The sequence below is a fragment of the Acidovorax sp. JMULE5 genome, from assembly GCF_013376875.1.
In the GTDB taxonomy this organism is placed as follows: Bacteria; Pseudomonadota; Gammaproteobacteria; order Burkholderiales; family Burkholderiaceae_C; genus Acidovorax; species Acidovorax facilis.
In genome coordinates this window covers 462,527-487,719 of the sequence record NZ_CP035951.1, presented here as the reverse complement: position 1 = coordinate 487,719, position 25,193 = coordinate 462,527, and the positions used below count along the sequence as shown (strand labels likewise).

25 protein-coding genes are annotated in these 25,193 nt (G+C 62.5%); 10 read left to right on the top strand and 15 right to left on the bottom strand.

Annotated elements, in window-relative coordinates; translation table 11 throughout:
• Nucleotides 1–18: 18 nt before the first annotated feature.
• The 5 genes from EXV95_RS02340 to EXV95_RS02320 form a co-directional block, all read right to left on the bottom strand.
• Nucleotides 19–1,557, bottom strand: coding sequence for a 2-isopropylmalate synthase (locus EXV95_RS02340; RefSeq protein ID WP_121419808.1), 1,539 nt, complete (start codon nucleotides 1,555–1,557; stop codon nucleotides 19–21).
• A 213-nt stretch (nucleotides 1,558–1,770) separates the two neighbouring features.
• Nucleotides 1,771–2,604 carry a CDP-diacylglycerol--serine O-phosphatidyltransferase gene (gene pssA / locus EXV95_RS02335; RefSeq protein ID WP_055393781.1) on the bottom strand — a complete coding sequence of 278 codons (834 nt, stop codon included), beginning with the start codon at nucleotides 2,602–2,604 and terminating at the stop codon, nucleotides 1,771–1,773.
• A 193-nt stretch (nucleotides 2,605–2,797) separates the two neighbouring features.
• Nucleotides 2,798–3,814, bottom strand: coding sequence for a ketol-acid reductoisomerase (gene ilvC, locus EXV95_RS02330; protein WP_055393779.1), 1,017 nt, complete (start codon nucleotides 3,812–3,814; stop codon nucleotides 2,798–2,800).
• 160 nt (nucleotides 3,815–3,974) lie between these two features.
• A complete protein-coding gene (gene ilvN / locus EXV95_RS02325) occupies nucleotides 3,975–4,466 on the bottom strand; it encodes an acetolactate synthase small subunit (RefSeq protein ID WP_007857867.1) in 492 nt (163 codons plus the stop codon).
• 143 nt (nucleotides 4,467–4,609) lie between these two features.
• The gene (locus EXV95_RS02320) at nucleotides 4,610–6,403 is read right to left on the bottom strand and encodes an acetolactate synthase 3 catalytic subunit (protein ID WP_176885671.1); all 1,794 of its coding nucleotides are present in this window, start codon (nucleotides 6,401–6,403) and stop codon (nucleotides 4,610–4,612) included.
• A gap of 292 nt (nucleotides 6,404–6,695) precedes the next feature.
• Between EXV95_RS02320 and EXV95_RS02315 the strand changes: the two genes are divergently transcribed.
• Genes EXV95_RS02315 through EXV95_RS02290 form a run of 6 tightly spaced genes read left to right on the top strand, consistent with a single transcriptional unit; the run spans nucleotide 6,696 to nucleotide 10,275 of the window.
• Nucleotides 6,696–7,265: an RNA polymerase sigma factor gene (locus EXV95_RS02315; RefSeq protein WP_121419806.1), complete on the top strand. Its 570-nt coding sequence runs from the start codon at nucleotides 6,696–6,698 to the stop codon at nucleotides 7,263–7,265.
• Nucleotides 7,262–7,714 (top strand): DUF3619 family protein, encoded by a 453-nt coding sequence (locus EXV95_RS02310; protein ID WP_121506719.1) that lies wholly within the window; start codon nucleotides 7,262–7,264, stop codon nucleotides 7,712–7,714. Before EXV95_RS02315 ends, EXV95_RS02310 begins: the two co-directional genes overlap by 4 nt.
• A 24-nt stretch (nucleotides 7,715–7,738) precedes the next feature.
• Nucleotides 7,739–8,629 (top strand): DUF3106 domain-containing protein, encoded by an 891-nt coding sequence (locus tag EXV95_RS02305; protein WP_176885670.1) that lies wholly within the window; start codon nucleotides 7,739–7,741, stop codon nucleotides 8,627–8,629.
• 45 nt (nucleotides 8,630–8,674) lie between these two features.
• A complete protein-coding gene (locus tag EXV95_RS02300) occupies nucleotides 8,675–9,223 on the top strand; it encodes an RDD family protein (RefSeq protein ID WP_055393768.1) in 549 nt (182 codons plus the stop codon).
• A gap of 55 nt (nucleotides 9,224–9,278) precedes the next feature.
• On the top strand, nucleotides 9,279–9,689 hold the full coding sequence (locus EXV95_RS02295; RefSeq protein ID WP_055393766.1) for a diacylglycerol kinase: 411 nt from the start codon (nucleotides 9,279–9,281) through the stop codon (nucleotides 9,687–9,689).
• Nucleotides 9,682–10,275: a TIGR00730 family Rossman fold protein gene (locus tag EXV95_RS02290; RefSeq protein ID WP_176885669.1), complete on the top strand. Its 594-nt coding sequence runs from the start codon at nucleotides 9,682–9,684 to the stop codon at nucleotides 10,273–10,275. Before EXV95_RS02295 ends, EXV95_RS02290 begins: the two co-directional genes overlap by 8 nt.
• 114 nt (nucleotides 10,276–10,389) lie before the next feature.
• Here EXV95_RS02290 and EXV95_RS02285 read toward each other — a convergent pair whose 3' ends face one another.
• Together EXV95_RS02285 and EXV95_RS02280 are read right to left on the bottom strand one after the other, a co-directional pair.
• Complete coding sequence (locus EXV95_RS02285) at nucleotides 10,390–10,728, bottom strand: P-II family nitrogen regulator (protein WP_007857855.1); 339 nt, start codon at nucleotides 10,726–10,728, stop codon at nucleotides 10,390–10,392.
• A 56-nt stretch (nucleotides 10,729–10,784) separates the two neighbouring features.
• Nucleotides 10,785–12,443: an NAD+ synthase gene (locus EXV95_RS02280; RefSeq protein ID WP_176885668.1), complete on the bottom strand. Its 1,659-nt coding sequence runs from the start codon at nucleotides 12,441–12,443 to the stop codon at nucleotides 10,785–10,787.
• A gap of 80 nt (nucleotides 12,444–12,523) precedes the next feature.
• Between EXV95_RS02280 and EXV95_RS02275 the strand changes: the two genes are divergently transcribed.
• The gene (locus EXV95_RS02275; RefSeq protein WP_176885667.1) at nucleotides 12,524–13,777 is read left to right on the top strand and encodes a GNAT family N-acetyltransferase; all 1,254 of its coding nucleotides are present in this window, start codon (nucleotides 12,524–12,526) and stop codon (nucleotides 13,775–13,777) included.
• Between the two features lie 194 nt (nucleotides 13,778–13,971).
• Nucleotides 13,972–14,322, top strand: coding sequence for a hypothetical protein (locus EXV95_RS02270; protein ID WP_010461104.1), 351 nt, complete (start codon nucleotides 13,972–13,974; stop codon nucleotides 14,320–14,322).
• Between the two features lie 84 nt (nucleotides 14,323–14,406).
• Here the strand turns inward: EXV95_RS02270 and EXV95_RS02265 are convergent, their stop codons facing one another.
• The 7 genes from EXV95_RS02265 to EXV95_RS02235 form a co-directional block, all read right to left on the bottom strand.
• On the bottom strand, nucleotides 14,407–15,591 hold the full coding sequence (locus tag EXV95_RS02265; protein WP_176885666.1) for a Gfo/Idh/MocA family protein: 1,185 nt from the start codon (nucleotides 15,589–15,591) through the stop codon (nucleotides 14,407–14,409).
• A 56-nt stretch (nucleotides 15,592–15,647) separates the two neighbouring features.
• On the bottom strand, nucleotides 15,648–16,658 hold the full coding sequence (locus tag EXV95_RS02260) for a sugar phosphate isomerase/epimerase (protein ID WP_176885665.1): 1,011 nt from the start codon (nucleotides 16,656–16,658) through the stop codon (nucleotides 15,648–15,650).
• Between the two features lie 325 nt (nucleotides 16,659–16,983).
• The gene (locus tag EXV95_RS02255) at nucleotides 16,984–17,964 is read right to left on the bottom strand and encodes a substrate-binding domain-containing protein (RefSeq protein ID WP_176885664.1); all 981 of its coding nucleotides are present in this window, start codon (nucleotides 17,962–17,964) and stop codon (nucleotides 16,984–16,986) included.
• Nucleotides 17,965–18,167: 203 nt separating this feature from the next.
• On the bottom strand, nucleotides 18,168–19,223 hold the full coding sequence (locus EXV95_RS02250; protein WP_176885663.1) for an ABC transporter permease: 1,056 nt from the start codon (nucleotides 19,221–19,223) through the stop codon (nucleotides 18,168–18,170).
• Nucleotides 19,204–20,781, bottom strand: coding sequence for a sugar ABC transporter ATP-binding protein (locus EXV95_RS02245; protein ID WP_176885662.1), 1,578 nt, complete (start codon nucleotides 20,779–20,781; stop codon nucleotides 19,204–19,206). Before EXV95_RS02245 ends, EXV95_RS02250 begins: the two co-directional genes overlap by 20 nt.
• Nucleotides 20,778–22,028 carry an ROK family transcriptional regulator gene (locus tag EXV95_RS02240; RefSeq protein ID WP_370460170.1) on the bottom strand — a complete coding sequence of 417 codons (1,251 nt, stop codon included), beginning with the start codon at nucleotides 22,026–22,028 and terminating at the stop codon, nucleotides 20,778–20,780. Before EXV95_RS02240 ends, EXV95_RS02245 begins: the two co-directional genes overlap by 4 nt.
• A gap of 231 nt (nucleotides 22,029–22,259) precedes the next feature.
• On the bottom strand, nucleotides 22,260–22,484 hold the full coding sequence (locus EXV95_RS02235) for a phage integrase N-terminal SAM-like domain-containing protein (protein ID WP_176885661.1): 225 nt from the start codon (nucleotides 22,482–22,484) through the stop codon (nucleotides 22,260–22,262).
• 163 nt (nucleotides 22,485–22,647) lie between these two features.
• On the opposite strand from EXV95_RS02235, the gene EXV95_RS02230 reads away from it, so the two are divergent.
• Nucleotides 22,648–23,361, top strand: coding sequence for a hypothetical protein (locus EXV95_RS02230; protein WP_176885660.1), 714 nt, complete (start codon nucleotides 22,648–22,650; stop codon nucleotides 23,359–23,361).
• A gap of 30 nt (nucleotides 23,362–23,391) precedes the next feature.
• A complete protein-coding gene (locus EXV95_RS02225) occupies nucleotides 23,392–24,300 on the top strand; it encodes a restriction endonuclease (protein ID WP_176885659.1) in 909 nt (302 codons plus the stop codon).
• Between the two features lie 127 nt (nucleotides 24,301–24,427).
• Here the strand turns inward: EXV95_RS02225 and EXV95_RS02220 are convergent, their stop codons facing one another.
• On the bottom strand, nucleotides 24,428–25,150 hold the full coding sequence (locus tag EXV95_RS02220) for a class I SAM-dependent methyltransferase (protein ID WP_176885658.1): 723 nt from the start codon (nucleotides 25,148–25,150) through the stop codon (nucleotides 24,428–24,430).
• Between the last annotated feature and the right edge of the window lie 43 nt (nucleotides 25,151–25,193).

Here is a 25,193-nt window from a genome sequence, read left to right as displayed (position 1 = left end):
AAATTATAAATTGATCATTCAACCCTGTGCAGCCACCCGGTCAGCTTTACTTTGTAACTTGTTCAGCGCACTCAGATAGGCCTTGGCCGAAGCGACCACGATATCGGGGTCTGCTCCCACGCCATTGACCACGCGGCCACTGTTCTGCAGCCGCACGGTGACCTCGCCTTGGCTCTCTGTCGAGCCGCTGATGGCATTCACCGAGTACAGCACCATCTCCGCACCACTCTTCACATGCGATTCGATGGCCTTGAGTGAAGCATCCACAGGACCGTTTCCTTCGGACTCGCCCCGCACCTCCTGGCCGTCTACCGTAAAGACGATGCGTGCTCGGGGGTGCTCACCCGTTTCGCTCTGTTGGAACAGAGAGACAAAGCCATATTGCTCCCTTTCGCTGGTCACGCTCTCATCACTCACCAGTGCCAGGATGTCCTCGTCAAAAATCTCGCTCTTGCGATCGGCCAGTTCCTTGAAACGCGTGAAAGCGGTGTTGACTTCGGTTTCACTGTCCAGGCTCACACCCAGTTCCTGCAGGCGCTGCTTGAAGGCGTTGCGGCCGCTGAGCTTGCCCAACACGATCTTGTTGGCGCTCCAGCCCACATCCTCGGCACGCATGATTTCGTAGGTATCGCGCGCCTTGAGCACGCCATCCTGATGGATGCCACTGGCGTGCGCAAAGGCATTGGCCCCCACCACGGCCTTGTTCGGCTGCACCACGAACCCCGTGGTCTGGCTGACCATCCGGCTGGCCGCAACGATGTGCTGGGTATCAATGTTGAGATCGAGGTTGAAATAGTCGCGACGGGTCTTGACCGCCATCACCACCTCTTCGAGCGAACAGTTGCCAGCGCGCTCACCCAGACCGTTGATCGTGCATTCCACTTGGCGCGCACCGCCAATCTTCACACCGGCCAGCGAATTGGCCACGGCCATGCCGAGGTCGTTGTGGCAGTGCACGGACCAGATGGCCTTGTCGCTGTTGGGAATGCGCTCGCGCAGGGTCTTGATGAAGTTGCCGTACAGCTCGGGGATGGCATAGCCCACGGTATCGGGCACATTGATGGTCGTGGCACCCTCGGCGATCACAGCTTCGAGCACGCGGCACAGGAAGTCTGGGTCGCTGCGGTAGCCATCTTCGGGGCTGAACTCAATATCTCCCACCAGGTTGCGCGCAAAACGCACCGACTGCTTGGCCTGCTCCAGCACCTGCTCTGGCGTCATGCGCAGCTTCTTTTCCATGTGCAGCGGGCTGGTGGCAATGAACGTATGGATGCGCGCGCTGTTCGCCCCTGCAAGCGCTTCGGCTGCGCGGGAAATGTCGCGGTCATTGGCGCGCGACAGCGAGCAGATGGTGGACTCCCTGATGGCATTGGCTATCGCCTGCACCGCCTCGAAATCTCCGTTCGAGCTGGCCGCAAAACCGGCTTCGATCACGTCCACCTTCAGGCGCTCCAGCTGGCGGGCAATGCGCAGCTTCTCATCCTTGGTCATCGAGGCGCCGGGGGACTGCTCGCCATCGCGCAAGGTGGTGTCGAAAATGATGAGTTTGTCAGCCATGTTGTTTCTCCTGGTACTGGTGGGGTGAGATTGGCCCGCAACACTAAAAATCTGGCGCCCAAAACAAAAGGCCCGTTGCGGGTGCATACGGGCCTTTGTGGAAAAAGTGTGCGCGTGCGCCTACTGTCTCCGCCCGTGGGGAGGTAGCAGTAGGGCCAGTGCAAACGTATTCATGCGGTGCAATGTAGCACAACTGGCCAGACATCATTCCAATCACTTATGCAGTCCACGTTCGTCCGGTTCGTCCGTCGAGGTGCTGATCACGCTGCTGTGCTGTCCTTTGGCCTTGCGCCAGGCGTACACGCCGTAACCGCTCAGGCCGTAGAACACGAACACGCCAAACAGCACGATGGGCGGGTGGATGTTGATGATGGCAATGCCCAGCGCGATCAGCACAATCGCAGCAAAAGGCACGCTCTTTTTCATCTGCACATCCTTGAAGCTGTAGAACGGCACATTGGTCACCATGGTGAGCCCCGCGTACAGCGTGAATGCGAACATGATCCAGGTCGTCTGACTCCAGGTCAGCCAGTGGTCTTCACCAGGATGCACGCCCAGCTCGGTCATCAGCCAGATGAACCCCGCCACCAAAGCTGCAGCGGCTGGCGAAGGCAGCCCCTGAAAATAGCGCTTGTCCACCACGCCGGTATTCACATTGAAGCGCGCCAAGCGAAGCGCGGCACAGGCACAGTATACAAATGCGGCAATCCAGCCCCAGCGGCCCAGCCCCTGGAGGGACCACTCATAGGCGATCAGGGCAGGCGCAGCTCCAAAGGACACCATGTCGGAGAGCGAATCCATCTGCTCGCCAAACGCACTCTGGGTATTGGTCATGCGCGCTACCCGGCCATCAAGACTGTCGAGCACCATCGCACAAAAAACGCCCACGGCCGCCATGTCGAACCGGCCATTCATAGCCATCACGATCGAATAGAAGCCCCCAAACAATGCCGCCAGCGTGAACAGGTTGGGCAGGATGTAGATGCCCTTGCGCCGTTTGCGCACCATCACACCGGGGTTGTCAGTGGATTCATTGCCGTCATGCATTAAATAGACCTCCAGCGCTTGCCCATATTGCGTGAGCAGCTATTAAATTTATAGTATCCAGCAATTCCCCGCTGCACAGGCAGGTCGCCGCGCGCCATGAAGGCGAAGGCCGCAGTGTAGCGCCTGCCCACAGGACCGACCGCCAACGAAAAAGGCCACCGAAGTGGCCTTGTGATGCTCCAGCGATGGAGATTCAGTTGCGGGTCTGATCGACCAGCTTGTTCTTGGCGATCCAGGGCATCATGGCGCGCAGTTGGCCGCCCACCTTTTCGATGCTGTGGTCGGCCGTGTTGCGGCGACGGGCTGTCATCGATGGGTAGTTCAGGCGGCCTTCCTGGATGAACATCTTGGCGTAGTCGCCGTTCTGGATGCGCTTCAAGGCATTGCGCATGGCGGCGCGCGACTGCTCGTTGATCACTTCGGGGCCGGTCACGTACTCTCCGTACTCGGCGTTGTTCGAGATCGAGTAGTTCATGTTGGCAATGCCGCCTTCGTAGATCAGGTCCACGATGAGCTTGAGCTCGTGCAGGCACTCGAAGTAGGCCATTTCAGGGGCGTAGCCGGCTTCGACCAGGGTTTCGTAACCCATCTTGATCAGCTCGACGGCACCGCCGCACAGCACGGCTTGTTCGCCGAACAGGTCGGTCTCGGTTTCTTCCTTGAAGTTGGTCTCGATGATGCCGGCCTTGCCGCCACCGTTGGCAGCAGCGTAGCTCAGGGCCAGGTCACGGGCCTTGCCAGACTTGTCCTGGTGCACAGCGACCAGGTGGGGCACGCCGCCGCCTTGGGTGTAGGTGTTGCGCACGGTGTGGCCAGGGGCCTTGGGCGCCACCATCCAAACGTCCAGGTCAGCGCGGGGCACGACCTGGTTGTAGTGCACGTTGAAGCCGTGGGCAAAGGCCAGCGAGGCGCCTTGCTTGATGTTGGGCTCGACGTTGTTCTTGTAAACGGCTGCGATGTCTTCATCGGGCAGCAGAATCATGACCACGTCAGCAGATTTGACGGCGTCGTTGACTTCCAGAACCGTCAGGCCGGCCTTGCCAACCTTGTCCCACGAAGCACCACCCTTGCGCAGGCCGACCACGACCTTCACGCCACTGTCGTTCAGGTTTTGTGCGTGGGCATGGCCCTGCGAGCCGTAGCCGATGATGGCCACGGTCTTGCCTTTGATCAGGCTCAGGTCGGTGTCTTTGTCGTAGAAAACTTTCATGGGTCGCTCCGGTTGAAATACGTTGTTGGGGTTGAAAAATAAACAGTCGATTGTCTTACATAGGATTTGGATTCGGCCGGATGGCTAGGCGGGGAGCTGCAGACAGTGCTTTAGCACGGCAAGGCTGCCCAACGACGCTAGCCGGTCGAAGGCAAATCCGTTACACGCGCAGGATGCGCTCGCCGCGGCCGATGCCGCTGGCACCCGTACGTACGGTTTCCAAGATGGCCGTGCGGTCAATGGCCTGCAGAAAAGCGTCGTTCTTCGACTGGTCACCGGTCAGCTCAATGGTGTAGCTCTTCTCGGTCACGTCGATGATGCGGCCACGGAAGATGTCAGCCATGCGCTTCATCTCCTCGCGCTCCTTGCCCACCGCGCGCACCTTCACCATCATGAGCTCGCGCTCGGTGTAGGCGCCTTCGGTGAGGTCCACCACCTTCACGACTTCAATGAGGCGGTTCAGGTGCTTGGTGATCTGTTCGATCACATCGTCGGAGCCCGTGGTCTGGATGGTCATGCGTGAGAGCGATGGATCCTCGGTGGGCGCCACGGTGAGCGATTCGATGTTGTAACCACGGGCAGAAAACAGGCCTACAACGCGCGACAGCGCACCGGGTTCGTTTTCCAGCAGAACGGCAATGATGTGTTTCATAGGTGCAGATTCCTCTTTTCGCTGCCCTCCCCCGTGCACGGTAATGCACGGGCTTGGCAGGCAATAGATTCGTCAAAAAAGTGAATGCTATCCATTCGATAGCCGGTAGCGCTTGATGTACAAGCGCTGGAGGCCGATTTGGCTTAAAGGTCTTCCGACCCCAGCAGCATCTCGGTAATGCCCTTGCCGGCCTGGACCATCGGGAACACGTTCTCGGTGGGGTCAGTGCGGAAGTCCATGAACACGGTGCGGTCCTTGAGCTTGCGGGCTTCACGCAGAGCGGGCTCTACGTCCTTGGGGCTCTCGATCAACATGCCCACATGGCCGTACGCCTCTGCCAGCTTCACGAAGTTGGGCAGCGCGTCCATGTAGCTGTGGCTGTAGCGGCCGGAGTATTCGATCTCCTGCCACTGCCGCACCATGCCCAAGTAGCGGTTGTTCAGTGAGCAGATCTTGATCGGCGTGTTGTACTGCAGGCAGGTGGACAGCTCCTGGATGTTCATCTGCACCGAGCCTTCGCCAGTGATACAGAACACCTCGGACTGCGGTTTGGCCAGCTTGATGCCCATGGCGTACGGGATGCCCACGCCCATGGTGCCCAGGCCGCCAGAGTTGATCCAGCGGCGTGGCTCGTCAAAGCGGTAGTACTGCGCGGCCCACATCTGGTGCTGGCCCACGTCGGACGTGATGTAGGTGTCCGCGTCCTTGGTCATGTTCCACAGCGTCTCGACCACGTACTGGGGCTTGATGACGTCTGGGCTGCCCATGCTGTACTTGAGGCAGTCGCGCTTGCGCCAGCCTTCAATGGTGTCCCACCAAGCCGCCAGAGCACCTGCGTCAGGGCGCGTGCTGCTCTCGCGGATCATGGAGATCAGCTCGGTGAGCACGTCCTTGACGTCGCCGACGATCGGGATGTCGACCTTCACGCGCTTGGAGATGCTCGACGGGTCAATATCGACGTGGATGATCTTGCGGTCGTTCTGCGCAAAGTGCTTGGGGTTGCCGATCACGCGGTCGTCAAAACGCGCGCCCACGGCCAACAGCACGTCGCAGTTCTGCATGGCGTTGTTGGCCTCGATGGTGCCGTGCATGCCCAGCATGCCCAGGAACTTGCGGTCCGACGCGGGGTAGGCCCCCAGGCCCATCAGCGTGTTGGTGACCGGGTAGCCCAGCATGTCCACCAGCGTGCGCAACTCATTGGTGGCATTGCCCAGCAGCACGCCACCGCCGGTGTAGATGTAGGGGCGCTTGGCCGCCAGCAGGAGTTGCAGCGCCTTGCGAATCTGACCACCATGGCCCTTGCGCACAGGGTTGTACGAGCGCATTTCCACGCTTTGCGGATAGCCGCTGTACGGTACCTTCTTGAAGGAAACGTCCTTGGGCACATCCACAACCACGGGGCCAGGACGGCCGGTGCGGGCAATGTGGAAGGCCTTCTTCATCGTCATGGCCAGATCGCGCGGGTCCTTGACGAGGAAATTGTGTTTGACGATGGGGCGGGTAATACCGACCGTGTCGCACTCCTGGAAGGCATCCAGCCCGATGGCGGGCGTGGGCACCTGTCCGGAAATGATCACCATCGGGATGCTGTCCATGTACGCCGTAGCGATACCGGTCACTGCGTTGGTGAGACCTGGACCGGATGTGACCAGTGCAACGCCCACTTCACCCGTGGCACGTGCGTAGCCGTCAGCAGCATGCACGGCAGCCTGCTCATGGCGCACCAGCACGTGCTGGATGGTGTCTTGTTTGTAGAGCGCGTCGTAGATGTAGAGAACTGCACCGCCGGGATAGCCCCAGATGTACTGGACGTTCTCAGCCTGAAGCGACTTGATGAGGATCTCGGAACCCATGAGGTCCTGAGCACCGGAAGCGGGGGAGGTGTTGCCCTGCGAAGCAGCGGCCGCTGAAGAGATTTCAGCCTTGGAGATTTCCATGATCGATCAACCTTTGTGAATTTCTCTGACGAAAAACCTTGGGTGCTCCTAACATGCGCTCTTGTGAAGCCAGCTTGGAACTTGAGGCCAAGGACATGGGCGGGATGATTGCCGCGCCGGACCGTGACCCGTTTGCCTTTGAATTGCAGTGGCGATTATCGCACTGCAACACATGTAAAACTGCCATCCCCCGAAAAAAACCCCGGCGGATGCGATAATCAAAGGCTCCACGTGCCGGATAGCCACATTTTTGTGACCCACCGGCACCGATCCCCTCCCGGGCTGACCCGTCTTGGCAACCGAACGAGAACTCTCCGACTTCCTCAAAAGTGTAGAAAAGCGCGCATTCAAGCGCTCGGTCTACCACGTTCGCAATGAGGAAGCGGCGCTCGACATCGTGCAGGACAGCATGCTCAAGCTGGCAGAGCACTATGGTGACAAGCCGGCGGCTGAGCTGCCCATGCTCTACCAGCGCATACTTTCCAACTGCACGCTGGACTGGTTTCGCCGCCAGAAAACCCGCAATGCACTGTTTTCGAGCATGAGCGACTTTGAAGGTCCCGGCGAAGATGGCATGGATTTTGATCTGCTTGAAGCGTATTCAGGACCGGAAAATGGGGAACGAGCGGAGAGCGCCGAGGATCTGACCCGGCGGGCCCAGATCTTTCACGGGATCGAAGCCGAGATTGCCGAGCTGCCCCCACGTCAACGGGAAGCGTTCCTGATGCGTTACTGGGAAGAAATGGATGTAGCAGAAACGGCAGCCGCCATGGGCTGCTCCGAAGGCAGCGTCAAAACGCACTGTTTTCGTGCCATACAAACCCTCAGCAAGGCACTGAAGGCCAAAGGAATCGAGCCATGAACACTGTACAGACCCCATCGACACAGGCAGAAGCTGCGGCAGAGCGCTTTGCACTGCGCGTCACGGCGCGCTTGTCCAGCGGCACCGACGAATTGCCTTACGACATTTCCGAACGGCTGCGCGCCTCGCGCATGCAAGCCCTTGCCAAACGCAAGAAAGACACCGTGCCGGTGCGTCTGGCGGCACCCGTTGTGGTGCATGCGGGTGGCAGTGCCACGCTGGGCCGTGGCGGCAACGAGGGTGGCGGCTGGTGGAATGCACTGGTGTCTGCCGTTCCGCTGATGGCACTGGTGGTGGGGCTGGTGGTCATCAACATTGCCCAGGACGAAAGCAGCGCCAATGACCTGGCCGAAGTCGATGCAGCCCTTTTGACCGACGATTTGCCACCAGCAGCCTACGCTGACCCTGGCTTCGTACAATTCCTCAAAACCTCTGCCCCGTCGAACTGAGCCTCGCCCCCGACCGCGTACTGCATGCACCCAAGTTCACCCGACGCTTCCCCTGCCCTGCCAGCCTTCGTGCTGGCTTTGGCGCTCTTGGGCGTGCTCGCAGCGGTGGGTGGCCAGGTGCTGGTACAGATGCGCATGGCACCCGGCACCCTGCTGCCTGCGGGGGCTGAAGCTGCGGTTGCCAGCCCCAACAATGCCCGCACGTCCACCCGGCCTGGGGCCATGGCAGTGCCACAGGTCGAGACCGGCCCGGGCTGGGAAACCCTGACCACGCCCCAGAAACTGGCGCTGTACCCACTGGCAGAGCGCTGGGCGCTCATCAGCGAAGCGCAAAAGCGCCGCTGGCTTGCGCTGGCCGCCAATTTCTCGGCGCTTCCTGAAGAAGAACAGGCCAAATTTCATGACCGCATGACGGACTGGGCCAGCCTGAGCGCACAGCAGCGCAACCAGGCCCGGCTGAACTACGCAGTGACCAACCGGCTCGCCCGCGACGACAAACGCGCCCAGTGGGAGGCCTACCAGGCGCTGTCAGACGAGGAAAAACGAGCGCTGGCTGCGCGTGCCGCCCCCAAGCCCAAGGGCGCCGCCACGGCCTTGCACCCCGTGTCGCCCAAGAAGCTGGCCCAGGTTCCGGCGGCCACGCAGGCCAACCCCAGCCGCCCCAACGCACCGAAGATTCCGCCCGTGCTCGACCACAGCGCCCCCCGTGTGGCGGCACCGGTCACCCCCACGGCGCCCCCGGCGACCGGCGTGCCCACGCAAAATCCGGCCTCCAACGTGGTCGAGACTGCCCCCGTCTCGATTCCGGTGGCAGTACCAGCAGCACTCCCCCCTCTGGGCGCAGGTTCCGCAGAAACACCTACGACAACAGCGCCCATGGTCACTCCCGACAACTCCGGCCTGTATCCTCAGTAGTCCCGTCGCTGGCCGACACTCTCCGCCTTGCTTTCGCCCTCTGGAATGACCGCCACCCCTCCCGCCCCAGCACCGCAGGCATCCCTCTCTGCAAAGACCTCTTCTGCCGCCCTCGGCCCCACGCCCAATTTGTGGCGCCGCATGGCCTGCTGGCTGTATGAGGGCATGCTCATGTTCGGGGTGGTCTTCATTGCAGGCTACCTGTTCGGCACCCTGAGCCAAACCCGGCACGCCCTGGACAACCGGCACGCCCTGCAGGCCTTTCTGTTTGTGGTGTTTGGCATTTACTTCACCTGGTTCTGGGCCAAAGGCCAGACCCTGGCTCAAAAGACCTGGCTCATCCGTGTGGTGGACACCGCCGGGCAACCCATCACCCAGGCGCGTGCGCTGCTGCGCTACCTGCTGAGCTGGGTGTGGTTCCTGCCACCCTTGGCAGCCTATCTGCTGGGCGTCTCGGCCATTGAAGTGCTGGTGCTGCTGTTCGGCTGGGTTGCCATCTGGGCCATCCTGAGCCGCTTTCATCCAGAGCGGCAGTTCTGGCACGACGCCCTGGCAGGCACGCGCCTGGTGCACTTCGAGCTTCCGAAAAAGTAGCACCCGCGCGCGGGCTGCAACGCCCGCTGTCATGCGGCTGCGACACAATATCCCCATGCCCCTGTCCCCACCTGAGTCCTCCGCGCCCGCCAACCCCCAGAAGGCCCGCACGGGCTTGAACCGCATCTGGCACGCTGCGGGTTACTCCATCGAAGGCCTTCGCGCAGGCTGGAACGAAAAGGCATTCCGCCAGGAAGCCATTGCCGCCATGGTGCTGCTGCCCGCGTCTCTCTGGCTGGGGCAAAGCTGGGTAGAAACCGCGCTGCTGGCAGGCTCTGTGGTGATCGTGATGATCGTGGAGCTGCTCAACACCGGCATCGAAACCGCCATCGACCGCATCGGCCCCGAGTGGCACGACCTTTCCAAACGCGCCAAGGACATGGGCAGCGCTGCCGTACTGCTGGCCTTGCTGCTGTGCGCGGGCATCTGGGGTGCAGCGGTTTTTCAGAGGATTTTCCATGGCTGAACCGACTTTTTCCGTGTGTGTGTATTGCGGCTCGCGACCTGGCGAGAACACGGCCTTTGCCGACGCTGCCAAAGCCGTGGGCCAATGGATTGGCCAGCACGGCGGCCAGCTGGTGTATGGTGGAGGCCGCAGCGGCCTCATGGGTACGGTGGCCGAAGCCACGCGGCTTGCGGGCGGGCGCGTGGTGGGCGTGATTCCCCAGGCGCTGGTCGACAAAGAGCTGGCCAACCGCCAATGCGACGAGTTGCACATCGTGCAGACCATGCACGAACGCAAGGCCATGATGGCCGAGCGCAGCGATGCCTTTTTGGCCCTGCCCGGCGGTATCGGCACCTTTGAAGAACTGTTTGAAGTGTGGACCTGGCGCCAGCTGGGCTACCACGACAAGCCCCTCGGCCTGCTCAATGTGGCCGGCTACTACGACGGCCTGCTGGGCTTCCTGCAGACCAGCGTGGCCAGCGGCTTCATGGGCGAATGGCAGATGGACCTGCTGCACGCCTCTACCGATGCCGAGGCCCTGCTGCGCACGCTGGTGCAAGACGCCGGCCCCGACCAAGCGCCCGTCCCGCTGCGCTCGGTGATCTAACGGCCTTCAAAGACTGGCGCAGCGCAAGGCCAGTGCCACCGTGGAACTGGCTTTGCCAGGCCACTGGTGGCGTCCCCCTCAGGGGGAAGGCGCGCAGCGACTCAGGGGAGAGCCTTACACAGCCGCGTCGTCCAGATCCCCAGTACGGATACGCACCACACGCTCCACGGCCGTCACAAAAATCTTGCCATCGCCAATCTTGCCGGTGCGCGCCACATTCACGATGGCGTCCACACAGCGGTCCACGTCCTCGGTTTTCACAACAACCTCGACCTTCACCTTGGGCAGGAAGTCCACCACGTACTCGGCGCCACGGTACAGCTCGGTGTGGCCCTTTTGACGGCCAAAACCCTTCACCTCGGTCACGGTGAGACCGGTCACGCCACATTCGGCCAGGGCTTCGCGGACTTCTTCGAGCTTGAAGGGCTTGATGACGGCGGTGATCATTTTCATGGCGGGTCTCCTGGAGGATGTAAAAAAATGGGATCTGAAAGCGCAGCGCCGAAGCGTCACGCCCTGAATTTGCTGGTGATAGGGTAACGCCAGTCCTTGCCAAAGCTGCGGCGCGTGACGCGAATCCCTACCGGCGCCTGGCGGCGCTTGTACTCGTTGAGCTTGATGAGGCGCGTGACACGCTCCACATCGGCACGTTCAAAGCCGCTGGCGATGATGGACTCGATGGGCTCATCGTTCTCCATGTAGCGCGCCACGATGGCGTCCAGCACCTCGTAGGGCGGCAGGCTGTCCTGGTCTTTCTGGTCGGGCCGCAGCTCGGCGCTGGGCGGGCGCGTGATGATGCGCTCTGGAATCGGACTGGCGCCCGTGCCATACGGGTCGTTGGCATTGCGCCAGCGGGCCAGGTCGAACACACGGGTCTTGGCCACGTCCTTGATCACGGCGAAGCCCCCTGCCATGTCACCGTACAGCGTGCAGTATCCCGTGGACATCTCGCTCTTGTTGCCCGTGGTGAGCACGATGGATCCGAACTTGTTGGACAGCGCCATGAGCAGCGTGCCCCGGATGCGCGCCTGCAGGTTTTCTTCGGTCGTGTCTTCGGGCAGCCCTGCAAAATCGCTGACCAGTGCGGCCTTGAAGGCCTCGAACTGCGGCTTGATGGAGATCTCGTCGTAGCGCACGCCCAGGCGCTCGGCCATGTCGCGCGCGTCGATCCAGCTGATGTCGGCCGTGTAGGGCGAAGGCATCATCACCGTGCGCACCTTGTCGGCCCCCAGCGCATCCACGGCAATCGCCAGCACCAGGGCCGAATCGATGCCCCCCGACAGCCCGAGCAGCGCGCCCGGAAAGCCGTTCTTGCCCACATAGTCGCGCACGCCCAGCACCAGGGCATCCCACAGGTCGGCTTCCAGGCTTTTCTCTGGCGCTATATCCGCTTCAATTTTGATAGCATCTTGTGCTTGATGGACCTGCGCAAACACCAGTTTTTCTTCAAAACCCGGCCCCCGGCAGGCCACCGAGCCATCGGGGTTGAGCGCGAACGAGCGGCCTTCAAACACCACCTCATCCTGGCCGCCGACCAGGTGCGCGTACACCAGCGGCAAGCCTGTCTCGGTCACACGCTCGCGCATGGTCTGCTCGCGCTCCGCGCCTTTGCCCAGGTGGAACGGTGATGCGTTGATGACCGCCAGCAGTTGCGCGCCTGCCGCTGCGGCATCGCGTGCGGGGGTGGCAAACCACGCGTCTTCGCACACCAGCACGCCCACGCGCAGGCCTTCCACTTCAAAAATGCAAGGCTTGTCGCCCGCCACAAAGTAGCGGCGCTCGTCAAACACCTGGTAGTTGGGCAGCTCGCGCTTGGCATAGGTCTGCTCGATCTGCCCATCGCGCAGCACGCTGGCGGCATTGAAGCAAGCGCTGAACGCCGGAGCATCGGGCGCCACGGCCTGCGGGTGGCCCAGCACGATGGCCAGGCCTTTCAACCCCGCAGTCTCGCGGGCCACGGTTTTCACGGCATCATCACAGGCCGCAATGAAGGCGGGGCGCAGGAACAGGTCTTCGGCCGCATAGCCGCAAATCGCCAGCTCAGGCGTCAGCAGCAATCGCGCCCCCTGGGCATAAGCCTCGCGGGCCGCCGCAATGATCTTTTGGGCGTTGCCGGGCATGTCGCCCACAACAAAGTTGAGCTGCGCAGTGCAAATGGAGAGCGTCATGGAACTGGAATCGGCCCCTGCGGCCAGGTTGAACACCGCCCACACGGGCCCGCAGCTTGCAAAACAAAACCGGGGCGTGCATGGCTGAATCTGCCATTATCGCCCGCGTACTTGCCACTGCGCTGGACGTGGATGCTGCGGCCTGGAACACCCTGCTGGCCCAGCAAAGCCACCCCACGCCCTTCATGCGCCACGAGTACCTGGCCGCCCTGGAAACCAGCGACAGCGCCACCCCACGCACCGGCTGGGCGCCGCGCTTCATGACCCTGTGGGAGGGCGACACCCTGATTGCCGCCTGCCCGCTGTACCTCAAGAACCACTCCTACGGCGAGTACGTGTTCGACTGGGCCTGGGCCAGCGCCTACGAACAGCACGGCGTGCCCTACTACCCCAAGGCCGTGATCGCCGTGCCCTTCACCCCCGTGCCCGGCACCCGCCTTTTGGCCCGTGACGATGCTGCGCGCGCCCTGCTGGTGCGGGCGGTGTGCCAGTGGTGCGAGGACGAAAACGTGTCGTCCGTGCACATCCTTTTTGCCAGCGACGACGACGTGCTCACCAGTGCGCAGCAAGACCTGATGCTGCGGCACACCGTGCAATTTCATTGGAAGAACGTGGCCCCCACGCTCCCCGCTGCGTCTGATGCCCCCTCCCCCGACAGCACCTTGCCCGGCGGTGGCTCGGGCCAACCCTTCAGAGACTTCGATCACTTCCTCGCCAGCCTCGCCCAGGACAAACGCAAGAAGATCCGCCAGGAGCGCCGCCGCGTGGCAGATGCCGGGGTCAGCTTCCGTTGGTCGCGCGGCGCGGACATCAGCGCAGCCGACTGGGATTTTTTCTACCGCTGCTACGAGCGCACCTACCTCGAACACGGCAACCCGCCCTACCTCACGCGGGACTTCTTCGCCCGCATGGCGGCCCACATGCCCGAGGCCTGGCTACTGTTTGTGGCCGAGCGCGACGGCCAGCCAATTGCTAGCAGTTTGATAGCTGTCAGCGCTTTACCATCCTGCGCTGGCAGCCAAAAAGGCCAAGAATTAGTTGCATACGGCCGGTATTGGGGCGCGCTGGAGCGCGTGGACTGCCTGCACTTTGAAGCGTGCTACTACCAGCCCCTGCAATGGTGCATCGAGCACGGCGTGATCCGCTTTGAGGGCGGCGCCCAGGGCGAGCACAAGATGGCCCGCGCCCTGCTGCCTGTGCAGGCCACCAGCGCCCACTGGCTGGCGCACCCGGCTTTTGCCGACGCGGTGGAGCGGTTCCTGCAGCGCGAAGGCGCCGGGGTGGCCGAGTACCTGAGCGAACTGCACGAACGCAGCCCGTTCAAGACAGCCTGAGCGAGCGCAACGCCAGCCCGCCCCACACCAGCTTGCACCAGCCTGACAACGCCACTAGCGCGTTGGATGCGCCCAACCTCGGGTTCTCCCGACCTCGGCACAGCTTTTGCAACGGCATACTAGCGGCCGCCCGCACCCGGGCTGCGCACCACGGCGGCCCATCCGCCCGCCCGTCAACCCACAGCACCCTCACCATGGCCGCTCCGCAGCATGTCCCATTTCTGACGGTGGAAGACGAAGACGACTGGGTTGTCTCGTTCGCGCTGGGCCCACAGGGTGCCCACCGCCTCACCCTGGTACGCACCCCCCGGCTGGAATTCATGCTGCGGCCCGAGCAGCGCGGTGTGTCGGTAGGTGCCGAAGCGGGCCAGCGCCCCGCCCTGCTGGTCGCTGTGCAGTGGGGCCCCAAAAGCGTGGACGTGGTGTCCACCGCCAAGCGCTACAGCCTGGACATCAGCAAGGTAGACAACGCCACCCGCACGGCGGCACTGCGTGTGCTGGGCAAGATGAACTTTGACCAGCGGTTTCAGCTGGCAGGCAACTGACCAACGGCTGCAGACGGCCCGTCAAACGCTCACAAATAGATAGCTGTCTGCGCTTTCCTGACAAGCGCTACGGGCCAATCTGATTCAACCATTCGGGCCAGCCGAGTAGGCCAATGCGGTCCATTTGCGCTCGCTCGCAGCGGACTCCACCACCTTTTCGATAAAGCGCACCCCCTCGGCACCATCTTCCACGCGCGGATAGTCGGCCGCCAAAGGATCGGCCGCGCGGCCAGCGGCACGCGCGCGGATGTCGGCCGCCACACCCAGGTAGATGTTGGCAAAGGCTTCGATGAACGCCTCGGGGTGCCCCGCTGGGATGCGCCCGGCGCGCCGCGCCGCTTCGCACAGCCACGGCGAGCCGCGCGTGAGGATGCGGCGCGGGCCGTCCACGGGGGAGTGGACGAGCTGGTTGGGCTCTTCCTGCCGCCAGGTGATGGTGCCCAACGTGCCGGACACCTGCAGGCGCAGGTCGTTCTCCAGCCCCGCTGCCACTTGCGATGCCACAATGAAGCCGCGTGCGCCGCTGTCGTAGCGCAGCAGCAGCTGGGCGTCGTCGTCCAGCCGCCGCCCGGCGCCAAAGGTGGTGAGGTCGGCGCACACCCAGGCGGGACGCTGGCCGGTGACGGTGGCGGCCAGGTTTTCGGCGTGTGATCCGATGTCGCCCAGCGTGCCCGCGCTGCCGCTGCGCGCCGGGTCCAGCCGCCAGTCGGCCTGCTTGTTGGCGCCGCCCTCTTCCACTGCCGTGGCCAGCCAGCCCTGGTTGTATTCGACGGTGATCTTGCGGAGCTGGCCGAGCGCGCCGCTGTGCACCAGGTGCCGCGCCTCGCGCACCATGGGGTAGCCGGTGTAGTTGTAGGTCACGCCAAACACGGTGCCTGCCTTCTTCACCGCCGCCACCAGTTCATCGGCCTGCGCGCGGGTGTGCACCAGCGGCTTGTCGCACACCACATGAAAGCCCGCCTGCACAAACGCCAGCGCCACCGGGTGGTGCACGTGGTTGGGCGTGACGATGCTCACCAGGTCGATGCGCTCATGCGCCGGGCGGCGCAGTTCGTCGGCCAGCAGGTCCTGCCAGCTGCCGTGGTTGCGGTCGTCCGCCAGGCCCAGTTCGGCGCCGGATGCGCGCGCCCGCTCGGGTGAGGATGACAGCGCACCCGCCACCAATTCAAACTGGCCGTCGAGCGCCATCGCCTTGCGGTGCACCGCGCCGATGAAGGCGCCGTGGCCGCCGCCCACCATGGCGTAGCGGAGCTTTTGGGGACTGGACATACGAAACGCCTTTGCTCGCGGTGTGTTGTCGTTATCGGTTTTATGCAGGGGTGCGGCTAGGCCTGCTTGTCGCGCGCAAACACGGCGTCGAATGCACCCGCCGCCGGCTTGAAGTCGAGCCGCTTGCAGAACGCAGCGCTCTCGGTCGCGCCATGCACACGGTCCATGCGGCTGTCTTCCCACTCCACCGAGAGCGGGCCCTGGTAGCCGATGTCGTTGAGCGCGACGATGATGGATTCGAAATCGATCATCCCGCGCCCCACGCTGCGAAAGTCCCAGTGGCGCCGCACATCGCCAAAGCTGGTGTGCCCGCCAAACACGCCCACCGTGCCGTCGCCCTTGCCCCACCACACGTCCTTCATGTGGGCGTTGTAGATGCGGTCGGCAAACTGGCGGATGAACCTGATGTAGTCCACGCCCTGGTAGGCCAGGTGGCTGGGGTCGAAGTTGAAGCCGAAGCGTTGGTGGCCGCCCACGGCTGCAATCGCGCGCTCGGCCGATGCGATGTCGAACGCGATCTCGGTGGGGTGCACTTCGAGTGCAAAGTTGATGTCGTGCTGCTCGAACACATCGAGGATGGGGCCGAAGCGCTTGGCGAAATCAGCAAAGCCCTTGTCCCAATACGCCTGCGTGGTGGGCGGAAAGGCATAGATCGAATGCCACACCGACGAGCCGGTGAAGCCTGTGACCGTCTTCACGCCGAACCTGGCCGCTGCGCGCGCCGTGTCTGCCAGCTCGGCAGCAGCGCGCTGACGCACGCCTTCGGGCTCGCCGTTGCCCCACACGTGGGGCGGCAGGATGGACTGGTGGCGCTCGTCAATCAGATCGCACACGGCCTGGCCCACCAGATGGTTGCCGATGGCAAAACACTGCAGGCCGTGCTGGGCCAGCAGTGCATGTTTGTTTTTGACGTACTGGGGCGACGACAGCGCCTCCTGCACGTTGAAATGGTCGCCCCAGCAGGCCAGCTCCAGGCCGTCGTAGCCCATGCTTTTGGCCAGCGGCGCGAGTTGCGCCAAAGGCAGGTCGGCCCACTGGCCGGTGAAGAGGGTGACGGGTCTTGGCATGGAGGCTCCAAGGGTTTGAATACGGTGCGATGCCGCTAGCAGCTATATTTTCAATAGCTGCCAGCGCTTACTGGATAAGCGATAGAGGCCAATTTGGCTCGATTTTTCACACATCTCAGATCGCCCCTCACTCCCTCTCCCCTGGTGGGAGAGGGCCGGGGAGAGGGGGGAGTGAAACGGGCGCGGCGCGGGTGCAGCCCCCCTCTCCCCAACCCTCTCCCGCGAGGGGAGAGGGAGTAACACCCAGCGCCGCTGAGGGTGCGGGGGCTGATGTCCTCATCTGAGCGATGCTCCTGATCAAGCAACTTGACTCACATTGACGCCATCAGAACGGCGAGTCGGGGAAGTAGAAGTCCTTCGCCGTTTCCTTGGTGATCAGCACCGACGGAATGATGGTGTTGGCGGGCAGTTTCTCGCCCTTGATGCGCGCCTCGGCCGTGAGCTTGATCGAGTCGTAGATGAACTTGGGGCTGTACGACACGTTGGCCTGGATCATCGGGTTGCTGCCGTCCATCAGCGTCTTGATCATGCCCTTGGCACCCGCGCCGCCAAACACCAGCTTGATGTCCTTGCGCTTGGCCTGCTCGATGGCCTTGAGCACGCCCACGGCCATGTCGTCGTCGGCGGCCCACACGGCGTCGATCTGCGGGAAGCGGGTCAAGTAGTCCTGCATCACCTTGAAGGCGTCGTCGCGGTTCCAGTTGGCGTATTTGGCGTCCAGCAGCTTGATGCCGGGGTGGTTCTTCAGCACGCTGTTGAACGCGTCCATGCGCTCGTTGTCCAGCGTGGTCGCAATGCCGCGCATGGCCACCACGTTGCCCTTGCCGCCCAGCGCCTTGGCGATGTACTCGGCCGGAATCTTGCCGAAGGCCGTGTTGTCACCCGCCACATACGCGTCCTGCGCGCTGGTGTCGGTCAGGCCCCGGTCCACCACCGTCACGTACACGCCCTTGGCCTTGACCTGCGCCACCGGCTTGGTCAGCGCGGCCGATTCGAATGGGAAGATGACCAGTGCGTTGATCTTGTTCACCGTCACCAGGTCCTGCAGCTGGTTGGCCTGCTCGGGCGCGCCGCCTGCGGTCTTGACGATGACCTGCAGGCCGGGGTGGGCCTTCTCCAGGTCCTTCTTGGCCTGGTTGGCCCAGTACACGATGCCGCCCGTGAAGCCGTGCGTGGCCGACGGAATGGCCACGCCCACCACCGTCTTGTTGGCCTGCGCCATCGCGGGGGCGGCCAATGCGAAGGCGGCGGCGCCCACGGCCGAGAGGGCCAGGCGGCGGGTGAAAGAAGTAAGTTGGCTGTTCATGCGTTGTCTCCTGTTGCTTTGGAATATGGCCATGGAAGCTGGCCGGCTGGGGAACACCTAGAAAAACAAATGCACGCAAAGAGTGGCTGGAAAACTCAGCGAAGCGGTCCTGGCTAGGCGCTGTGTCGCAGACAGTGCGACTGACACGGCGATATACAAGCGCAGACAGCAACAACGCCAGGAGAGTTGTTCCATCCACTCCATCACCGCTTGCCCCTTTGCATGAAGGCGACCGCGATGATCACGAACCCCTGCACCGCTGCATTCAGGTACACGCTGATGATGCTGGTGAGGTTGAGGATGTTGCTGATGACCGAAAGCAGGATGGCACCCACCACCGTGCCGGTGATGCTGCCCGCCCCGCCCTTCAATACCGTGCCGCCCACGATGACGGCGGCAATCGCCTCCAGCTCCCACAGCAGGCCCGTGGTGGGCGATGCGGACCCCAGGCGCGGCACATACAGCAGCGTGGCGATGCCCACGCACACCCCGAGCAGCATGTACGTCAGGATCTTGATCTTGTGCACGTCCACCGCCGCGTACTGCGCCACCTGCTCGTTGGAGCCGATGGCCTGCACATAACGTCCATAGGCCGTGCGGTTCAGGATCACGCCGCCGACCACAGCCACCAGCAGGAAGATCCACACCGGGATGGGCACGCCCAGCAGGTTGGCGTAATACACCGGGCTATAGATGTCCGACAGATCGTTCTCCAGCGTGATGGCCCCGCCGTTCGAAAAATACGTGAGGTACGCGCGGAAGATGCCCAGCGTGCCCAGCGTCACGATGAACGGCTCGATGCGCCCCTTGGTAATCAATAGCCCGTGCACCAGCCCGAACACCGCTCCCAGCACCACCGCCAGCAGCATGCCCACCACCACGGCCGCCATGGGCGAGCCCAGCACTGGCGCCATGGCGTTCATGAACAGGATGACCGAGCCCGCGATCAGCGCCGCCATCGACCCCACCGACAAGTCGATGCCGCCCGAGATGATCACAAAGCACATGCCCACCGCGATGATGCCGATGAAGGCCGTGCGCGTGAGCACGTTCATCACGTTGTCGTAGGTGGCGAAGTTGCTGTTGAGCAGCGTGCCCGCAATGCACAGCAGTACCAGGCCGATGACCGGGCCCAGCCCGTGCAGCTTGCCCCACCAGGCCGTGGCGCCGCCGTGGCGGCCTGCACCGGGTACCACGGGTGTTGCGGGTGCTGCGGCAGCCGCTGCGGTGGTTGCGTTTTCAGCGGGTACCTGTGGCATGTGCGATCAACTCCTCTTCGGTCAAATTGGGCTCTTGCAGCGTGGTCTGCAGCCGCCCGGCGCGCATCACCGCCACGCGGTGGCACAGGCCGATCAGCTCCATCAGTTCAGAAGAAATCACCACAACAGCAAGCCCCTGCTCTGCCAGGCGCTGCACCAGGTGATAGATCTCTCGCTTGGCGCCCACGTCCACACCGCGCGTGGGCTCGTCCAGCACCACCACGCTGGGGCCAGGGTGCAGCACCTTGGCCAGCGCCAGCTTTTGCTGGTTGCCGCCCGACAGCGACGAGGCGCGCACGTCGAGCGACCCGGTGCGGATGCCGAACTCCTGCACCGCATCGCGCAGCGCGGCGTGCTCGGCCGCCGGATCGAGCCAGGGCTTGGCATAGCGCTCCAGCGCCATCAGCGTCAGGTTGGGCCGCAGGCCAAAGTGCACATGCAGGCCCTTGCCCTTGCGGTCTTCACTCAGATACGTCAGGCCGTGGCGCGCCGCATCGCGCGGGCTTTTCAAATTCACCGGCTTGCCTGCCAGTTCCACCGTGCCGGCCGAGCGCCGGCGCAGGCCTAGCAGGCCCTCAAACAGCTCCGTGCGCCCCGCACCCACCAGCCCGGCAAAGCCCAGAATCTCGCCGCGCCGCACGTCAAAGCTCACCTCCTCGGCCCAGCCCGGCACCGAGAGGCCACGCACCTTAATGGCGGGCTCTCCACCCGCAGGCGCAGGCAGCTTGGGCGGGAACAAATCCGCCAGCTCGCGGCCCACCATCAGGTTGGCCATCTGCCGCCGCGTCACGCTGGCGGTGGGCTCGCGCGCCACCAGCAGGCCGTCGCGCATCACCACCACCTCGTCGGTGGTGCGCTCCACTTCGTCGAGCTTGTGCGATATGTAGATGATGGTCACGCCCGCAGCCTTCAGCCCGGCCATCAGCGTGAACAGGCGCTCCGTTTCGCCGGGGGTCAGCGTGGCGGTGGGCTCGTCCATGATCAGCAGGCGCGCATTGCGGGCAAGCGCGCGGGCAATCTCCACCAGCTGCTTTTCGGCCACGATGAGCTTGCGCACCCGCGTGTCCGGGTCCAGCGGCAGGCCTACTTTGGCAAGCGCCTCGCGCGTTTTCTCGCGCATCGCCTTGTCGTCCAGAAACCATGACCCCCACGGTCGCGCACTGCGTGTCGCTCCCTGCCCCCCGAGGGGGCCGCTTTCTGCCTTGGGGCGGCCCGGCGGCAGAAAGAAGCCCTTCTTGATCTCATGGCCCAAGAAGATGTTCTGCGCAATCGTCAGGTCGTCCGCCAAGTTGAACTCCTGGTGGATCAGCACAATGCCCTGCGCCTCGGCCGCGCGCGATCCGCCGCCCGGGGCACGCACCGCGCCGTCCACCACCACCTCGCCGGTGGTCGGGCTCTCGTACCCCGCCAGAATCTTCATCAGCGTGGACTTGCCCGCGCCGTTCTCGCCCAGCAGGCCATACACGCGGCCCGGCTGCAGCGCAAAGCCCACGCCGTGCAGCACGCGCACCGGGCCAAACTCCTTGGTGACGTTGCGGAACTCGACGGCCACGCTCATCGCGCTGCCCCTGTTCCTACAACTGCTCCAGCGCCCACACCCGTCACCGAACCCGCGCGCGACAAGCTCTCCTGCATGGCCAGCACGCCCGCACCCACCACACCGGCATCGTCGGCCAGCGGCGCGTATTGAATCTCCAGGTGCCGCGTAGAAAGCGCCAGCGACCGGTGGTACACGCTCTGCCGCACCGACGCGAGGAACAGCGGCCCCATGTCCGTCACCCGCCCGGCAATGAACACATGCGACGGGTTGAAGAAGTTGACGATGGACGCCAGCATCTGCCCCACCAGGCTGCCCGCGCGCTGGATGATGGCGTTGGCCGCCACATCGCCGGTGCGGCTGGCCTGGGCTACGTCTTCAATGGTCAGCGTGCCCGTGCTTTGCAGCCGCTCGGCCAGCAGCGCGCTCTCGCCGCGCTGCGCGGCCTCCATCGCCATGCGCGCCATGGCGGGCGCTGCGGCCATGGCCTCCACACAGCCCTGGTTGCCGCAGTGGCAGCGCGGGCCGTGCTGGTCCACACAGATGTGGCCCACATCGCCCGCCGATCCATTGGCGCCCCGGTACACCTGCCCGTGGCACACGATGCCGCAGCCAATCCCCGTGCCCACCTTGATGACCAAGAAGTTGGGCAGATTGCGCTGCAGCCGGTACATCTCGCCCAGCGCCATCAGGTTCACGTCGTTGTCCACAAACACCGGCGCGGCAAACGCCTCGCGCAGGTAGTCGCGGATGGAAAAGCCGTCCCAGTCGGGCATCAGCGGCGGGTTGACGAGCTGCCCGCTTTCAAAATCCACCGGCCCCGGCACGCCCATGCCAATGGCAATCACCTGGTGGGCCGCCAGCCCGCAGCGCGCCAGCAGCTCGCGCATCAGCCCCCGCACCCGCGCCAGGATCACGCCCGGCCCCTGGCGCACATCAATCGGCTCGCGGTGCCGCGCCAGCACCGTCATGTCGGGCCGCATGATGGCGATTTGCATGCTGGTGGCGCCCAGGTCGGCGCCAATCACCACGCCCAGGGTTTCGCTCAAACGCAGGGTTTCGGCCCGCCGGCCGCCAGAGGATTCCTGCAGGCCCACCTCGTCGAGCAGGCCTTCATCCAGCAGCGCCGCCACCATGGCGTTGGCCTTGCTCTTCGAATAGGCCAGGCGCTGCGCCAGCGCATTGCGCGACGCGCCTGCGGACCAGAAGATGGTCTGCAAGACGCTCAGGTCTTCGGTGCCGCAGTGACTCCAGCGGGTGGATGGCAAGGCTTGTCTCCTGTCATGTTTTTGAGCAGCACCTCATGGGGGTGGGTGCTTGACAGGGATGCTATGCGGTCTACTTTGGCCGGGCAAGACTGAACTTTGGCCTAAACATGCTCAAAGAATCAATCAATGCAGAGTGACTCAAGCTGCGGGGAGGGGTCGCACTACGACTCAGTGCAGATCGGAGGGACTAGTTGGGCCCAAAGCAGCCCTTCAGATGAACGCCCAAAAGCCTCATTCAGCCGGCTGCAAGTTCCAGGGCAACATGCCCAGAAAACGCTCGATTTCCACTTGCACTCTGTCTCGCAGATGCCGCAAACCATGCCATTTCACGAACATGCGCACCCATTTCACATAGGCCCGCTCGGTGCGTGGGCTATAGTGTTTGTAACAAATTTGCTCGCGGCTTGATCCAGCAACCGTGTGGCGCGCAAACGTAGGAGAGGCGGCGGGTTTCATGGCTGAATTTAGTACTGCATATTTGTACAGAATGCATACCCGAAAGCTAGGCTGCAAGCCTTTTCCCGCGTTTTTTCTGTACCAATTTAGACCGCAAGCGCCAGATATGGCCTGTGGCTTGGTGCGGTCTACATTACGTTATGCGATCAAACTAGGATTCTAAATGGTGCAATATTTAAAGAAAAAATGGGACGAAACCGCACCTCATATATGGTCAATGCTAAAGCAACTCTTAGTGCCAGCTATTTTGGCCGCGTGTTATGGCGTCTGGGATTGGAGTTCATCAGGAGGCAATTTCGAGCTATCTAAGTATCTAAAGATAGTAATGCCTGCATTGTTTTTCCTTATGTGGTTTGTAGGGTTATATGAACGTCAAAAGAAAAGGAGTTCTGATTCTCAGTCATTTAATACCCTTGATCAGAAACTAGAGTCACTTTCAGAGGCTGTAAATAAGCTAAGCCCGAAACACTCCCAACCAGCCTCAACACCATCAGTTACGTCTAGCCTTACGTTTAGTCAAGAAATGATGACGGAAGCTGAAAATGTATTTAAATCAGGGCATCACTTGGCAGCGCTCTTACAGGCAGGTGTTGCATTTGAGCAGTCTGTTCGCTCTTTTGCCAAGGCTAGCAGTCTGGAAGAGGCTGATAGAATGCCCTTGTTGCATATTCTAAAGAAAGTTGATTTCCTGCTACCCAAAGGCGTTGAGGGTGAGTTACATGCTTTGCGTCAAGTCCGAAATCAATTGGCGCACGCATCGGAAAAAGAATTAAGGCAAGTAGATCAAGCAGAAAGAATACTATCTGCGTATCGATGGGCAATTGACACATTAGAAGACGAAGCGCATAACAAAGCATCGCAGCGGACAAGCCGCTGAATGCGGCGTTAGGCGTCAGAATCACGCTCCATGACGTTCCCTAGTGACATCAAGTTGTGCATGCGCGAATGCATCCTGAAGCTGCTATGGCCAAAGGACGATATCGTCTCGTTCTTCGAGAACAACAGCAGCACAAAGTCGGACATTCGAGCGATTGGTGACTATAAGACAATGCATCGCTACGCAATCGTGGATGCGATGTTCGCGCATTTGTCGGCAAAGCCAGACGAAGGTCTCGGCCAGTTCCGATCAATGCTTCAGTCGCTTCTCAACTGGAAGCAGTTCGATTCTTACTACTTCGACAAATTAAAGAAGTTGGACAAATCGGAAGCAGAACGCTCAATCGCGCAACTAAGGATCCTGCAAGAGATTCGCGATCACAAGATCCAGATGCAGCGCAGGGAGCGTGAGCGGAAAGAAGCAGCAGCAAAATCTTCGGCGGTCACTCTCCCTGATTTGAAAGCCCGCTTTATCTCGCTACTCCAAGGAGAGACTGCAGGCGCTAAACGCGGCTATGCATTGGAAGAGATCCTTCAAGAGCTAGCCAAACTCAATTCGTTAGAGGTCACCGAACCGTTCCGTGTAAATGGCGAACAGATTGACGGGTCGGTTAAGTACGACGGCGAGCACTACATCATCGAGGCGAAGTGGCAGGACAAGAGTGCGGCGAACGAGGCCGTCTATCAGTTCGCAGGAAAAATCGAGGGGAAAATGTATGGGCGTGGGCTCTTCTTCTCGATTCACGGCTATAGCGAGCATGTTGTTGGGTCGCTGGTCGCCGGAAAAGCAATCAAGACTGTGTTCATAGATGGGGCAGACTTGATCGTGGTTCTGGAAGGACTACTGACCTTCTCTCAAATGCTGGATCGCAAGATCAAAGCGGCCCAAACAAAGGGCCTGATTTACATCGATGCCATCACGTCTAAGCCCAAGCTATGACGCCAACCCCTTCCATCGAGAGACCGGTCCCGGCAATCCGGGCCTGGCCTCTCATGTCAAACGTTGAATGTCTGCTTCTTGATTCCATCAGCGACGGCTCATAGCCGAGTACGGCCTTTCGTCCCGATCACGCCCGCGCCAGCCATCCTCTGAACGCAAAGCCCACGTAAAACATCTGCACATCGCTGAACCCGGCCTCGCGCAGAATCGCCACGTCTTCCTGCGGCGTCAGCACAGCTAGCTCTGCAGCCACTTTGTCCCGTGCCCTGGCCGCGTGCTCCGGCGCCACGCCGGACGCCACCTGAAACGCCGCATAGCGCGACAGCCACAGATCGCGCTCCCCTGCCCCGCCCTCGCCTCCGGGGCCTGCACCATCCGCCACGCTCAGATGCGCCACCACCAGCGGTGCATCGGGCTTGAGCCGCCGCCGGATTTTCGCCAGCATGGGCACCCGCTCCTCGCGCGGCACAAAGTGAAAAGTCAGCAGGCACGTAGCCCCATCAAACGGCCCGGCCGGTGCGCTCTGCACATAGCCGTGGTGCAGCGCCACGTGGTCGCCTGGCACGCCTGCGCTCTGCAGCCGCTGGGCGGCCAAGTCCAGCATGGGCTGGCTGGGGTCCACGCCGTCGAAGCGCCAGCCTGGGTGCGCCAGCGCCATGTCTTCCAGCTCCAGCCCGCCGCCTGCGCCCACCACCAGCACGCAGCCGTGGGCGGGCACGCGCTCGGCCAGCAGGATGCGGGACATGCGCAGCAGGCTGTCGTAGCCGGGCACGTTGCGGCGGGGGCCTTCGGCGTAGCGGGCGACGGCGGCGGGGTCGGTGAAGGCGGATGGGGCGTGGGGGTGGGTCATGGGGTGGTGGCTGATGAGCGGGCGGGTGGTGTGGCCGGGTGGG

Coding starts and splice junctions, on each gene's coding strand:
- EXV95_RS02340 (WP_121419808.1), bottom strand. CDS start 1,557: ATGGCTGACAAACTCATCATTTTCGACACCACCTTGCGCGATGGCGAG.
- pssA (WP_055393781.1), bottom strand. CDS start 2,604: ATGCATGACGGCAATGAATCCACTGACAACCCCGGTGTGATGGTGCGC.
- ilvC (WP_055393779.1), bottom strand. CDS start 3,814: ATGAAAGTTTTCTACGACAAAGACACCGACCTGAGCCTGATCAAAGGC.
- ilvN (WP_007857867.1), bottom strand. CDS start 4,466: ATGAAACACATCATTGCCGTTCTGCTGGAAAACGAACCCGGTGCGCTG.
- EXV95_RS02320 (WP_176885671.1), bottom strand. CDS start 6,403: ATGGAAATCTCCAAGGCTGAAATCTCTTCAGCGGCCGCTGCTTCGCAG.
- EXV95_RS02310 (WP_121506719.1), top strand. CDS start 7,262: ATGAACACTGTACAGACCCCATCGACACAGGCAGAAGCTGCGGCAGAG.
- EXV95_RS02305 (WP_176885670.1), top strand. CDS start 7,739: ATGCACCCAAGTTCACCCGACGCTTCCCCTGCCCTGCCAGCCTTCGTG.
- EXV95_RS02300 (WP_055393768.1), top strand. CDS start 8,675: ATGACCGCCACCCCTCCCGCCCCAGCACCGCAGGCATCCCTCTCTGCA.
- EXV95_RS02295 (WP_055393766.1), top strand. CDS start 9,279: ATGCCCCTGTCCCCACCTGAGTCCTCCGCGCCCGCCAACCCCCAGAAG.
- EXV95_RS02290 (WP_176885669.1), top strand. CDS start 9,682: ATGGCTGAACCGACTTTTTCCGTGTGTGTGTATTGCGGCTCGCGACCT.
- EXV95_RS02285 (WP_007857855.1), bottom strand. CDS start 10,728: ATGAAAATGATCACCGCCGTCATCAAGCCCTTCAAGCTCGAAGAAGTC.
- EXV95_RS02280 (WP_176885668.1), bottom strand. CDS start 12,443: ATGACGCTCTCCATTTGCACTGCGCAGCTCAACTTTGTTGTGGGCGAC.
- EXV95_RS02275 (WP_176885667.1), top strand. CDS start 12,524: ATGGCTGAATCTGCCATTATCGCCCGCGTACTTGCCACTGCGCTGGAC.
- EXV95_RS02270 (WP_010461104.1), top strand. CDS start 13,972: ATGGCCGCTCCGCAGCATGTCCCATTTCTGACGGTGGAAGACGAAGAC.
- EXV95_RS02265 (WP_176885666.1), bottom strand. CDS start 15,591: ATGTCCAGTCCCCAAAAGCTCCGCTACGCCATGGTGGGCGGCGGCCAC.
- EXV95_RS02260 (WP_176885665.1), bottom strand. CDS start 16,658: ATGCCAAGACCCGTCACCCTCTTCACCGGCCAGTGGGCCGACCTGCCT.
- EXV95_RS02255 (WP_176885664.1), bottom strand. CDS start 17,964: ATGAACAGCCAACTTACTTCTTTCACCCGCCGCCTGGCCCTCTCGGCC.
- EXV95_RS02250 (WP_176885663.1), bottom strand. CDS start 19,223: ATGCCACAGGTACCCGCTGAAAACGCAACCACCGCAGCGGCTGCCGCA.
- EXV95_RS02245 (WP_176885662.1), bottom strand. CDS start 20,781: ATGAGCGTGGCCGTCGAGTTCCGCAACGTCACCAAGGAGTTTGGCCCG.
- EXV95_RS02235 (WP_176885661.1), bottom strand. CDS start 22,484: ATGAAACCCGCCGCCTCTCCTACGTTTGCGCGCCACACGGTTGCTGGA.
- EXV95_RS02230 (WP_176885660.1), top strand. CDS start 22,648: ATGGTGCAATATTTAAAGAAAAAATGGGACGAAACCGCACCTCATATA.
- EXV95_RS02225 (WP_176885659.1), top strand. CDS start 23,392: ATGACGTTCCCTAGTGACATCAAGTTGTGCATGCGCGAATGCATCCTG.
- EXV95_RS02220 (WP_176885658.1), bottom strand. CDS start 25,150: ATGACCCACCCCCACGCCCCATCCGCCTTCACCGACCCCGCCGCCGTC.